This is a genomic window from Paracoccus sp. M683, assembly GCF_007096355.1.
GTDB lineage: Bacteria > Pseudomonadota > Alphaproteobacteria > Rhodobacterales > Rhodobacteraceae > Paracoccus.
In genome coordinates this window covers 1-11,985 of sequence record NZ_VKDF01000028.1, presented here as the reverse complement: position 1 = coordinate 11,985, position 11,985 = coordinate 1, and the positions used below count along the sequence as shown (strand labels likewise).

Annotated in this window: 14 protein-coding genes and 1 pseudogene; 7 read left to right on the top strand and 8 right to left on the bottom strand. The window is 58.4% G+C overall.

The features are described 5' to 3' along the window. Positions 1–184: integrase core domain-containing protein (locus FNJ84_RS20925; protein WP_143795156.1), on the top strand; the 184-nt coding region annotated here is incomplete at its 5' end. Between the two features lie 37 nt (positions 185–221). Here the strand turns inward: FNJ84_RS20925 and FNJ84_RS20920 are convergent. Then, complete coding sequence (locus tag FNJ84_RS20920) at positions 222–2,180, bottom strand: hypothetical protein (RefSeq protein WP_143795155.1); 1,959 nt, start codon at positions 2,178–2,180, stop codon at positions 222–224. A 426-nt stretch (positions 2,181–2,606) separates the two neighbouring features. Beyond that, on the bottom strand, positions 2,607–2,996 hold the full coding sequence (locus FNJ84_RS20915) for a hypothetical protein (protein ID WP_143795154.1): 390 nt from the start codon (positions 2,994–2,996) through the stop codon (positions 2,607–2,609). Between the two features lie 25 nt (positions 2,997–3,021). Between FNJ84_RS20915 and FNJ84_RS20910 the strand changes: the two are divergent. Further along, a pseudogene (locus FNJ84_RS20910) lies at positions 3,022–3,283 on the top strand (transposase); the annotation flags it as partial. Between the two features lie 180 nt (positions 3,284–3,463). Here the strand turns inward: FNJ84_RS20910 and FNJ84_RS20905 are convergent. The 4 genes from FNJ84_RS20905 to FNJ84_RS20890 all read right to left on the bottom strand — a co-directional run bounded on the left by FNJ84_RS20905 (position 3,464) and on the right by FNJ84_RS20890 (position 7,251). After that, positions 3,464–4,795, bottom strand: a complete 1,332-nt coding sequence (locus tag FNJ84_RS20905) for a WD40 repeat domain-containing protein (protein WP_143795153.1) — start codon at positions 4,793–4,795, stop codon at positions 3,464–3,466. Further along, positions 4,792–6,111: a hypothetical protein gene (locus FNJ84_RS20900; RefSeq protein WP_143795152.1), complete on the bottom strand. Its 1,320-nt coding sequence runs from the start codon at positions 6,109–6,111 to the stop codon at positions 4,792–4,794. Before FNJ84_RS20900 ends, FNJ84_RS20905 begins: the two co-directional genes overlap by 4 nt. Before the next feature lie 54 nt (positions 6,112–6,165). Further along, a complete protein-coding gene (locus tag FNJ84_RS20895; protein WP_143795151.1) occupies positions 6,166–6,657 on the bottom strand; it encodes a hypothetical protein in 492 nt (163 codons plus the stop codon). 84 nt (positions 6,658–6,741) lie between these two features. Continuing rightward, complete coding sequence (locus tag FNJ84_RS20890) at positions 6,742–7,251, bottom strand: hypothetical protein (RefSeq protein ID WP_143795149.1); 510 nt, start codon at positions 7,249–7,251, stop codon at positions 6,742–6,744. 790 nt (positions 7,252–8,041) lie between these two features. Between FNJ84_RS20890 and FNJ84_RS20885 the strand changes: the two genes are divergently transcribed. Further along, positions 8,042–9,304 (top strand): site-specific integrase, encoded by a 1,263-nt coding sequence (locus FNJ84_RS20885; protein ID WP_143795147.1) that lies wholly within the window; start codon positions 8,042–8,044, stop codon positions 9,302–9,304. A gap of 46 nt (positions 9,305–9,350) precedes the next feature. Here the strand turns inward: FNJ84_RS20885 and FNJ84_RS20880 are convergent, their stop codons facing one another. Continuing rightward, the gene (locus FNJ84_RS20880) at positions 9,351–9,944 is read right to left on the bottom strand and encodes a hypothetical protein (RefSeq protein WP_143795145.1); all 594 of its coding nucleotides are present in this window, start codon (positions 9,942–9,944) and stop codon (positions 9,351–9,353) included. Between the two features lie 468 nt (positions 9,945–10,412). Here FNJ84_RS20880 and FNJ84_RS20875 point away from each other — a divergent pair, with 468 nt between their 5' ends. From FNJ84_RS20875 to FNJ84_RS20860, 4 genes are read left to right on the top strand one after another with little or no spacing between them, the layout of a single operon-like run. Continuing rightward, positions 10,413–10,670 carry an AlpA family transcriptional regulator gene (locus tag FNJ84_RS20875; RefSeq protein WP_143795143.1) on the top strand — a complete coding sequence of 86 codons (258 nt, stop codon included), beginning with the start codon at positions 10,413–10,415 and terminating at the stop codon, positions 10,668–10,670. After that, the gene (locus tag FNJ84_RS20870) at positions 10,667–10,930 is read left to right on the top strand and encodes a hypothetical protein (RefSeq protein ID WP_185968630.1); all 264 of its coding nucleotides are present in this window, start codon (positions 10,667–10,669) and stop codon (positions 10,928–10,930) included. Before FNJ84_RS20875 ends, FNJ84_RS20870 begins: the two co-directional genes overlap by 4 nt. Further along, on the top strand, positions 10,927–11,364 hold the full coding sequence (locus tag FNJ84_RS20865) for a VRR-NUC domain-containing protein (RefSeq protein WP_143795139.1): 438 nt from the start codon (positions 10,927–10,929) through the stop codon (positions 11,362–11,364). The genes FNJ84_RS20870 and FNJ84_RS20865 overlap by 4 nt, the downstream gene beginning before the upstream one ends. Continuing rightward, the gene (locus tag FNJ84_RS20860; protein ID WP_143795137.1) at positions 11,361–11,861 is read left to right on the top strand and encodes a helix-turn-helix domain-containing protein; all 501 of its coding nucleotides are present in this window, start codon (positions 11,361–11,363) and stop codon (positions 11,859–11,861) included. Before FNJ84_RS20865 ends, FNJ84_RS20860 begins: the two co-directional genes overlap by 4 nt. 25 nt (positions 11,862–11,886) lie before the next feature. Here FNJ84_RS20860 and FNJ84_RS20855 read toward each other — a convergent pair. Continuing rightward, the coding region (locus tag FNJ84_RS20855) for a transposase domain-containing protein (protein ID WP_143792218.1) at positions 11,887–11,985 on the bottom strand (99 nt) is incomplete at its 5' end.

Below are 11,985 nucleotides of genomic sequence, written 5' to 3'. Positions count from 1 at the left end.
GCGTCGGAAATTGGCCCTATGGCGTTACGACTACAACACGGTCAGGCCGCACTCTTCCCTGGGCAACCAGACGCCACAGCAAGCGCGCCGAGCGCTTGAGCAATTTGAGGGCTCCGCGCCCGGCGCGCTTGCGCCGGACGGCGAAGCCGAATACCCAAATCCAACCTGCAGACTCTCGTTATGAACGAGGGACCAGCAGGGGGCAGGTCACCACGAGGAGACTAGTCTGCGGGGACTGGCCCGATATGAACCGCGGGGCGCCGGCTAAAATAGGCGATCATATTGTCCTCCAGCTGCTTACGTGCCGGGCTGTCGCACGACAGTCGCCCAACAATTCGCGCCATCTCCAAATCGAGGACCCACGACGTGTCGATGGTATCGTTTGCCCGAACGATCTCAGCGAACTTTGCGGGCACCTCGGCGGAAGACGTTCTCGTCTCGCTTGGTGACGAAGATAAATGCTGCCCGAAGCCATTGATATATTCGGTCCAGTAGACAGTATCCTGACTGAAAGTTGTGGTGGGATCGCCGCATGCACCCAGATGATAGGTCCGGCCAATGGCATAGGCTGTTAGCACGCCGGCATCTCGTTTTACAGCGGATTCGAGCTCCATCGCCAAGCGAAATAGCTTTGATACTGGATTGTCGGGATCACTGCCTAATGGATTTGAAATCAGCTCTCGAAACTGGCCGTTAACCTCTTCGACTTGGGCAAAATTTCCAACCGCAATCGCTCGAAGGATTCTTCCAGCATAGCTATTGCCAAAGATTGCATCATTCCCTGATTGCGACTCCGCAAGACCGATCTGCCGCGCTGTCTCGATATCAATCGGATTCGAAAACGCAATCTCGTACTGTCGGATCCCGAAGTCAACCAGCGCATTTTTCGACCCCCTTGCATATTCCACAAATGGAAGCTCGGACTTCATGCTATGTCGAAATCGGTCGATGACCGCCCCGGTGCATCCATGCACATCCAAAATGGACTTCCAGTCTACTGACCACGCCCCTATTGCCCGCTGATAAATGCCCTGTACTTCCCGAAATGTGAAATCATTGCGCACCCGCTCGTCGTAGAGCCTTTGCATGACCGGCCCATAAATCTGGGTCGCCTCAAAGAGGGTGGCGAAGTCATCGGGCGGAACGGCAATCAGCGCGCTATCAACAAAAATATCTGTATAAACGAAATCAAGCGAAGCGCCTTGCTGCGCGCCGCACGCGCGCGAGTATGCAAGATGAAATGCAAGCGGTACAGTCAGGCGCATTTCCAGCGGAACGTCCATATCGGCCGGTAGTCCTTGGTAGATCCTTTGCACAATACGACTTCTGGAAGCATCCAGAAACGAAAGATCAAGATCTTCACGAGGGTCTTCGATGATTGCAGAACCAGGCGTATCTGCCATCGGAATTATAACGCGATCCATCGGATTGTCATTCCCGGCCCGGCAATGTTCCAGTAAAGGTCCTACCGTCGTTCGAACATTCGGGAGATCAACCCCAACCCTGAGCGGCGTGTGTTGGCCATTTACGTAGGAAAAGCCCTGAAGGGTTGTTCCGCGGAGGTTCCGAAAAAACTGGTCGTTGCTGTTTGCAGCCCCCGCAAGCTGGACCTGGATGCGTGACTTGTTACCCTCGGCATCAGTCGATTCATTTCCCGGCCATGTGAATGCGACGGCAACCGGCATATCATAGGCTGCGTCTCCCTCATAGGCCGTCAGGCGCACCACCGCAGGGACGCCCCGTCCGAACTCCATGATCTGACCAGCGACCTGATCAAATGCAGCCTCTTGCTCGGGGGAGTACATTGGCCGACTGGCAAAGGCCGCGAAGGAGAGATCGACAATTCCAGAGCCTCGGCAGCGCATCACGAAGGTTATAACATCTTCGCTCCAACGTTCCTTCACATAAACAAACGCGGGCTCGCCCTCTATGGACACGAGAATTGGCGGGAGGGTTCGGAAGTTTGGTCCCGATTCGGCAAATTGTTCTCGCATGGTCGCAGACACGCGCTGATCCGAGCCCGCCTGCGCGAGTGCGACGAAGCGTTCAATCTTTGGCATGTCGAACGCGGCAACGGCGTCGAGCGCGGACTGGGCATAGGCGGTAGCACCGCAGAGTATGAATGTAGCAGCGCTCGCGATGAACTTGCAGACGGCCACAGTCATTGCAGAGGTCTTCATTCTCATCCTCGTATGTATGAAAGCCAGCATTCCCTGATCGGTTCATTGTTACCGGCTCAGCCCAGGGCGAAATCGGAACGACGATTACTTCGGCAAGGGCCAAGTTATTGCTTAGATTAGATATGATCACGATTCGGTCAAGCCTTCTGCTCGGCGCTCTGTAGAGAAACCCGCAGGGCGACGAATGGTATCAATTTCGGTATCCTCACAAGGGTACGTTTCATTTTCCCTCCATCAAGTATGCACGCACAAGCAGGTCGTATAACTCGCGAAGTGAATTAATTTTTGTCAGATGTCAGCTCCCTTTCAGATCGAAACTCTCCCGTCAATTTAGGATCTTCATTGCGGATCTACCCATACAGGGAACCGTTTCACTAAAGATATTTTCTGCTCGGCGACGGCTATCCGTCGCTGGAACGCGTCTCACTAAGATCGCTCTCCCGCCGCAGGGCAGGTACGCAGTAAATCTTTTATGGCAACTGACGATTCTTTAAGATCCAGTGTAAGGAAAGTATCATCGTTACCGCGGGTCGGATCGATAACTGTCATCGAATTTCCATCGGCAACGACAGCAGCGTGCCGGCCGAAAGGAAATTTGCTGGAGATCCAGCTTTCCTCTGGACCAGTCGGGTAGTCTGACAGGCCCGATGCAAAGCGCACCCCGTCAACCACGAAAGCAATAGCCCGCGGTTGGTCTTTTCCGGTCAAGAACGGTCTTTCACTTTGGACGGTGAATTGGATTTCTGCACTACCGGGATAACATCCGATCATTATTTTCACATCGCCAGAACCAGCTTCGTAGAAAGTACTGTTCATTGTACTGTCAACCCTTTCCCATGCGTGGGCAGGTCACCAGGAGACCCGCATCGACTGGCACTACATCGCGCCCGGCAAATCGATGCAAAACGGTTTTGTTGAGAGCTTCAATCAGCTTCCGCGATGAGCTTCTCAATGAAACGCTGTTCTCGTCGCTGGCTGCGGCCCGCGAGAAGATCACAGCCTGGAAGGAGGACTACAACCGTCAAAGGCCCTACTCATCCCTCGGCAACCTGACGCCCGAGGAACTCGCGATGCAATCGAGACTGGAAATCCAGGCCTCATAAGGCCAGAAATCAACCGACGGATTCTTCCAAAGGCTGGAGGGAAGTCGGGTCTCAGGTCATGCGTAAAAAGATAAGAGACCACCATCTGGAACGCAGCACTGGTTTTTTTGCATCGGACAACTTCATGAAGAATACCAAAGATGAATAGACCACGCCTCCTTTGCGGTAGGACTCTTGGCGTTATAACTGGGGCCTAGGCACGCGCTCTGCATTGATTTCCAGCCGCTCCGCCTCGTTCATTTCGCTCCAGACCCGCTCGTACAACGCCAAACCTGAAGGTGTCCCAGCCCCCGTATAGGTTGTTGCAAGAAGGCCGGTCGATGAAGTTATTCTGTTGCCACGACGCGAGAACAGATCATGGATGAAAGGCACTGCATCATTACCTTTGATAGCCAATTCACTGCCTTCTAGATTCAGCACTGTGAACGCATCCGGCGGAACCAGCGAACGGGGCCGAAGCACAATCGCCGCGCGGTCGCGTGCCAAGGCAACGAACGGCCCGATCATCGGGTGATTGAAGCGCAGCTCGCCGGTCGACATGTCTATGGCCTCCAGACCATTTTCACCCGCAAGGAAAAGTAGGCGGATCTCTGGATAGGCGAAGGCGGTGATATTCATCTCGTAGTTTCGACCTTCCTTCGACACGAGCGCCAATTTCGTCCCATCCTGTTGCCATCTCTCGATGATGACTTGGTCGGGAGTTTTTCTGTTAGGATCGCTCGTCGTCGTCTGAATGATCAATCCGTCTTCATGGTCCCATCCCAAAGGCACCTGCCGCGTGGTCCTGTCCGAGACGGTCTGAAAGTTATGAATGAGATCGCGTGATTGCACATCCCATATGTCGATACCCGTCGTTCGGAGAACGCTATAGGCGCGCGCATAAAGGCGGCCGTCCTGATTGAAGCCGGCCTCGTAGCCGATGGATCTTCCTCCACTTGCCTCGGGACTGGGTTCCATTTCCCCAATATATGCGCCATCTTTGGCGGCGTAGAGATGGACGATCGATGTCTCGTTCGATGGCAGGGCCAGAATGCTGCCATCGGGCGAGAACGAAGCAGAAATACCCGGCGTCGTGACCCCGTGAACCTGTATCTGTGGATCCAGCTTGGCGATCAGGCGAGCGTCGCGCGGGTCGATGATGGATTGGGGAAAACTGTCCTGATCAGGGTGTGTCGGATTTTCCCACCGGCTGACGAACGCCCGCGTTCCGTCGCTGCTTAGGCTGTAACGCGCTTCTCTGTCTTGGTCGATGCGCGGAACGCGCGCGCCATAGGCCAGCTCCAGAGCGAAAACTGCCGCAGGATAGCGCATCAGATCCTCTTCGGTGGGCTGATCCGGCAGACCTCGCAGGGCGAAACCGAGCGCGGCAGGCCTGTCGCCCTGGCGAAGTGCCGTGATCGCCTGCCTGGCATATTCCCTTGACAACAGGTCGGCGAGACGTTCGCCATCCGTCTGGGCGGCGGCGGAATGAGCCAGGATCAGCCCCGCAAATGCGGCCACGCGGATCATCATGGCCGAACAACCCGATCCAGGTTGATCGCCTGTTGCGTCGGTTCGTCTAGCCCGTCCCAAACAGCGTTATAGAGCGCCACACCTTCCGGCAGATCCTGCCCGAGATATGTGTGGCGCGTGGCGTTTTTGGGAACCGCCGCAATCATGCCAGACCGTGATACAGCCGCCTGCGCCAGAGGAATGAGATCGCGTCCCGTTGGCTGGAGACGATTTCCGTTCAGGTCAAAGACCTGAAAGTCGTCAAGCGATTCGATATCAAAGGGCCGAATGGCGAATGCTGTGCCGTTACGCACAAGCGCGATTTCGGGAAACTCAACCTCGGTCGTGAAACGGACGGCGCCGGTCTCAAGATCAATCGCCGCCAAGCGCATCTCGTCCGACATGAAGACGAGGGGCACGCCCGGAAAGGTAATGGATTTCAGCGATACGGTCTCTATCACGCCTGCGAGATCGGAAAGCATGACCTTTCCTCCGTCCTGGCTCCACCGCTCTAAACCAGCATTCGTTACCATTCCGGTCGCTGTATCATTGATGATCTTCTGAACGGCGAAGCCGCCCTCATGATCCCAACCGAGTGGCACCCATGTTTCGGCACCCTCACCCTCCGCCGCCAGATGGCTCACCAAGCTGCCGTCAGCAACGTTCCAGACCAGGATGCCTCCGCGGTCGTGATGATACCCGTATGCGTATTGCGATCCGTCAGCCGAGAAGCCCAAGGGCACTGGCACCAGCCAATCGAACGGCGCAGACACATCAGTCGTCAGTTCGCGCACCAGACTTCCATCTTCAGAGCTGAAAAGCTGGACCTTCGCTCTGGGAAAGGTCGGATAGGCAAGAAGCTTGCCGTCAGGCGAGAACTCGGGAGAAAACTCGGGGGAAGACGACGCCGCGACCTCCTCCAGCGCGCCGATCAGAACTCCGTCACGTGGGTCATAAATTGCCGGGGTGACATATTGCGTATTCACTTCTGGACGAGGATCGTAGAAACCTGCGAACGCCCTCGTACCGGTGCTGTCAACACTGTAGAGCCCCGTCCCTTCGTCGTCGATATGCGCGATACGTGCGCCCATAGCGATCTCCAGGGCGAACATTGCCTCAGGAAGCGCCATTGCCTCTTGCTCGGTCGGGTCCGGCGGGAACGCGCGAAGCGCAAAGTTCCGCGCGCCCTCAAGATCGCCCAACATGACCGATTGCAAGGACTGCATGGCGTAGTTCTTGGACATCATTTGCGCCAGCCGCTCGGCCTGGCTCTGCGCGTGAACAGGAAAGGCAGCGATGAAACAGCAGCCAAAAAGAGCCTGTCTAATATGGATCATAACACATCACCTTCCTCTACCAGTTGGAACAAATACTTGTTCTTGTTCCATCGATTAGATTCCGCAGCGTTCGCGAAAGGCCAAGCGTGCCGCGCCGGTCCCCTTCATTCCAGACTGGAACAGCGCTTTTCCCGTGCCGACATCCTCAAGCAGCAGACTCTGTCCATTCGCGAATGCCTCAAGGTCGAAAGAACCCGTAGGCACCTCGGCCGCGACAGACCCTTGTTCATTGAAACTGGCAATCGGTTTACTGCTCGTACGGCCGTCAGGCAGCCGGATCGTCAGCATCAGAGATCCCGACGCCTCGATCGAGGCGAGTGGCGCGGAGAGGTCAACTCCCTTTGAGAGGTCGGTAAGCATCATGGACACCCGGCCGGTGCCGCGACTACAACTGAACCCAAGCCTTATCCCGTCGCTGCTTTCTGCTGTCCACGCACTATCCGCAGATTTGCCAAGCTCCCACGCGTCGGCTCGCGATGTGAAGAGCGGTAATGCCTGAAGCGCGATGCACAATTGCCATATTGAGATCCGTCCAAGTTTTCTCATCTCAAACCTCCGGGCTAAAGCACAATCCAAGCAAGCATCAGAACAACTTGACCTGACACAAGGAAACTACATCCTTGGGCCACATCATATCCCGCATCTTTCTTGGAACAGTTTTCGTCCTCGCGACGTGCCATTCATGGGGCTGGAGAAAATTATTCGCCCGGTCGCGTTGTCGAGGATATCAAGCTTGCTGCCAGCGGCTAGGCTTTCGAGACCGTCCGCTGATGTATTCAAAAAGCCGGTAAGCTTTATATCCCGATCAGTTGAAAGCTCGACCTCAATCTTTTGGGAGAAATCGACAGATGTTCCGGTGTAGATATTAAGTGTCACGGATTCTATGCGCTCGATTTCATCGGTCGGCGGATAAACGCGGAGTATTTCGAGGCGCAGCTTACTACCGTCAGCCTTGGCGCATCTAAACTCTACGTTGTAGTCGACGCCCGATTGCATCAGCGTAACCGATTCTCCTACAGGAAAAGCGTCCCAAGCTAGGCTTGGGCTCACATGTACGAACCAAAGCACTGTGATCAACCAAGAAGATTTCAGCGAGCGAATGAATAACATCGACGTAAGAAACCCCATAAATTCGATCACTGCAGCCTTATTCTATTCTTGCAGCTCTGGCAGCGCCCGAGGACAAACAAGATTGCAGCATTTTTTGAACGAGATATAAGTCCATTGCATAGAGGCGGTTCAACAAAGCCAAGTATGCCGACGTTGGCGTGATGTGGGAAGCAATTTCCTACTGCCTTATGAGATTAGTGGCACAGACGACTGCCAACCGCCCAGTTGACGCCAAGTTGGGCGGGCGGCAGCAACTAGTGATTGTGCAACGGTGGCGCTCGACCACCTGCGTACCGTGTCGCGTTCTGGCACTCATCATTCAACTGATTCGGGTGCGATTAAGCTGTAGCGAGACCGTCAGCACGCGGCAACTTGATAGCCCAACAGCATAGACAGGGCCTTCAACATCTACTTCGCTGTGATTGTGTCATTGGCTTCAATCCGTGTCGATCCGCTCTCCTACGCCGCGCTCGAATATCCGCCGCGACGTCATCGACAAGTTCATCGTCGGACACGTGGTTGGTCCGATCTCGGCGGCCGTCGTTCTGACCGGTGCCTGCTCGGTCGGGTAAATATTTTGAATTGTGACCCGGAGGCGCCTTTTCTGATCTATGCCGTGTGGCAATCAAAGGCGTGAGTTTTTGGAAGGCTAATGGGCAGCCAAAATTTCCTTTTAGCAATCGGGGCAATCATAGCTACCGGCACCCTTCCCTCCGACTTCCGCCCCCTTCCGCCTCCCCGCCGGTCCTGGCGCTCAGGTATGACTTGCCATGCGCGCGAGGCTGAGCCTCATGTGGGATGCAGAAAGGAGGCGCGGGGCATGGTGAAGCGATTGAGGTTGAACGAGAAATCGGTGCGGGAGGCGGCGCCGGAACCGGGGCGGGACTATCAGATTTTCGACAGCGAGGTGCGGGGTTTTGCCATCTGCATCTACCGCTCGGGCAACCGGGCCTTCACGCTGGATTACCGTCATGCCGGGCGGCAGCGGCGGATGACGCTGGGGCGCTGGCCGGAATGGTCGACGGCGGCGGCGCGCGAGCGGGCGAAGGAGCTGCGCCGCGACATCGATGCCGGGGGCGATCCGCTGGGCGCCAAGGAGGACGGGCGGGAGGCGCCCCGGTTCAAGGATCTGATCGCGCGCTATGCGGAGGTGCATCTGCCGAACCTCGCCAAGACCAATGCCTCAGATCAGCGATCAATGCTGAGCAAGCTGGTGGGGCCCGAGTGGAACAACCGGCTGGTGACCGAAATCACCTCCTATGATGTGGAAAAGCTGCTGAATCGCATCGCCGAGGGCCGCGCCCGGCCGCACAAGGCCAAACCCAACAACCGCGCCCGCAAGCTGCAGGGGTCAAAACCGACGCCCATCCGCGCCAATCGCACCGGAGAGGTGCTGCGCAAGATGTTTACCTATGCGCAGGGCTGGGGCTGGCGCGAGGATAATCCGGCCTCGGGCTTTCGTCGCCGGATCGAGAACCCGCGCGAGCGGTTCCTATCGCAGGAAGAGATCCGGAAACTTGCTGCCGCGCTGGACGCGGCCGAGGACCGGCGCGCGGCGGATATCATTCGGCTCTGCATGCTGACCGGGGCTCGGGTTGGCGAGGTCCGGCAGGCCCGGTTCGAGCATTTCAACCTCGAACATCTGAGCTGGTCCAAGCCCGCCAGCATGACCAAGCAGCGCCGGATCCACCGCCTGCCGATCTCGGACGAGGCCGCTGCCATCGTCCGCCAGCGCCAGCTACTGGTGCCGCGCGGCTGCCCGCTGCTGTTCCCGGGCGATGTGCCCGGCGAGCCGGTGAAGGAGATCCGCCGGTTCTGGCATCAGATCCAGAAGCAGGTCGGGATCGAGGATGTCCGCATCCACGACCTGCGCCACACCTTCGCCTCACTTCTGGTCAGCGGCGGCGCCTCGCTGGAGATGATCGGCAAGCTTCTGGGCCACAGCCAGACCCAGACCACGGCGCGCTACGCGCATCTGATGGATTCGCCGCTGCGCGCCGGGGTCGATGCTGTGGCCAGCGCCTTCCGGCCAAAACCGGTGCTGGTCCATGATGCAGATGATCAGGCGCGCAGGAGCGCCTGATCCAGATTTGGTTCGGTTGCGGCGCTGGGCCGTCTACCGCTCTGCCCTACGCATCCCCTTGAAGCGATCTCCAGATCGGCCCCAGACGGCGACGCAGGGTGCGTTCGTCCGGCACCTCGCCATTGGGAGAGTTCTCGGCGAACCACTCCTGCGCGATGGCGATCAGTTCGGCCTGTGTCGCGGGAACACCCTCGAAATGCACACGCCGGATAAGCATGGCGAAGAGCCCTTCCCAGTCGTACCTGTTCGGCGCGCCGGTGCCGCTCGATCGGCGCAGAACGTCATGATAGGTCTCGAACTGATGAACGTCGTCCGACATGATCAGGAGATCGTCCAGCGAGACCTCGATGGGGTCCGCGGGGCCTGACAGCCAGATCCAGTCCTCCTGACCAAGCGGGCGAATACGCCTGGCGGCGAGGCGTGCCGCATCGCCACCATTGTTTCTGAACAGGCCAAGAATATCCGTGACCGGCACGGCGACAAAGCCTGACATGACACCCGCGCCATGTTGAACCGGCTGGATGGCCATCGCGATGTCCAGCTTTCCGACGGCAGCCCATCCGGCAAGCTCATCGAGGCTGCAGCCCCAGCGGATGGCAGTTTCCTGAATGGTGAAGAATGCGCGTGGCGGCAATGGCATTGATATCATCTCCCCGTCTTTCCGTCGCTGAAACCGTTCCTCACGGCGATCGGCGCCTGCCTCTTTCCTCTCGCGTCCGGACACAGCTCTCCCGGTCGCGGACTTCGGCAAAGCCCGCGTTCTTCAACCGCATCCGGCGTGATTGGGCCGCTTTGTTCACCACCGTGGCGCGACTTGTCCAGCCGATTTGGCTGGGGATAACGAACTCTTTGTTCTTGACATGTTCCATCCCCAGCAAAGGCAGAACTTCTTCGGACACATGACATGGCGTCACCCGGCATGTCCGGCGCTTTGCTGGACATGTGCCGGTCAGATGTCCGCGAGAGGCGTGCAAACCCAGCAAAACATGGGGTGGCACAAGTCTCTGGCAATTGCGCCACCTTCCGCCTCCCTGCCCGGGATTCCGATGTGATTGTTCTTCTCCCCGTCAGCCGCCCGGTTCGGGCGATGCAAGAAGGAGGCAAGAGCATGACACAACCCATGAGTGCAAAGCCGGCCATCGAACCGAGGCTGCTGCGCGGCTGGATCAGCCGCACCGATCTGGCGCAGGAGCTCGGCCTGACGGTCGATACGTTGGGGCGCTGGGAGCGTCGGCGGAAGGGGCCGGCCTGCGTCCGCGCCGGTCGCAAGATCTTTTACCGGATGAGCGTGGTGCAGGACTGGCTGCAGTCGCAGGAAATGCCGCGTGTTCCTGACACGAAAGCCAGCGCGCGGGGGCGGGCATGAACGCCATGATGCCGATTCCCGCCGCAGATCCCCGTGCCGATGCCAACGCGCCCAACCCGGCCGACTGGCCCGCCCAGCGCCTCACCGAGGCCCGCAGCATCGTCGCCGATTTCGTCCATCACCCCGACAGCCTGATCGTCCTCGCTTGCCGCGCCATCGCCGCACACAGCCCGGATCCGCGAGAGGGCCGCGAAGCATTGGCGCTTGCCGGCCTGCTGATCTGCCTGTCGATCCGAAAGCCGAAAGGTGGAGCCGCATGACCCGCCGCACGCCAGAGGCCGATATCCAGCGCGCCATCGTCCACACGCTTCGCATCGTTCTGCCCCGCAATGCCATCATCCACCATTCCGCCAATGAGGTCGGTGCGGGCGGCAAGGCCGCACGCCAACGCCAAGCGATCCTGACCGGCATGGGGGTGTTCCCCGGCTTCGCCGACCTCATCGTCCTGACCGGTGGTCAGGTACTGCTTCTGGAGGTGAAGAGTCCTTCCGGCCGTCTCAGCCCCGCGCAGAGGGCGTTTCGTGACATTGCCAAAGCCCAGGGCTTCGGCTGGGCACTGCTGCGCTCGGTCGAGGACGTGCTGGGAGCGCTGGCCGATCACAGCATCACCACCCGCGCCCAGGCGCTGAGCTCGCGCCGACGGATTGCTGACAGCGACGTCGCTGGTGGCCAACGCCGGAGGTCGCGCGCATGAGCCATTTCGCGACCAACTGGGCCATTCTGCAACGTGGGCTGAAGCCCGCGACCAAGATCGTGCTCTGGCATCTCTGCGACCGCCACAATCCGGATCTCGGCTGTTTCCCGACGCAAGTGCGATTGGCCGCCGATTGCGAAATGCCGGTGTCATCCCTGAACAACCAACTGCGGGCGCTGGAAGAGGCCCGGCTGATCCACCGGGTCCGGTGCCACGATCCGCAGACGCATCGGCGGCAGGCAACCCGCTACATCCTCGGTTTCGAGGACAGGTTTCCGGATCCGTCGGACGAGGGCGGCAACGGCGATTCCGGCCCTGACGATGGTGATGACAGCGGCGATCCATGTCCGGATTCGGGAGATGGAGCCATCTCCGAAAAATCGCCAAAGCCATCTCCGAATTTGGCCGGTTTCCATCTCCGAAATTCGGAGACTAACCCTGTAAGAGAACCTTTAAGGGAACCAGTAAAGGAGGAGGAGGGCGCGAGAGCGCGGTAAGCGGTCGCAGAACAGCACGGTCAGCTTAGCTTGACGGCTTGAAGTTCCACGGCAGCAGGTCGTCGAGGCGGCTTTGAGGGTGGCCGTTGGCAATCGCGGTCAAGGTGGCCCTTAGATATTCGAA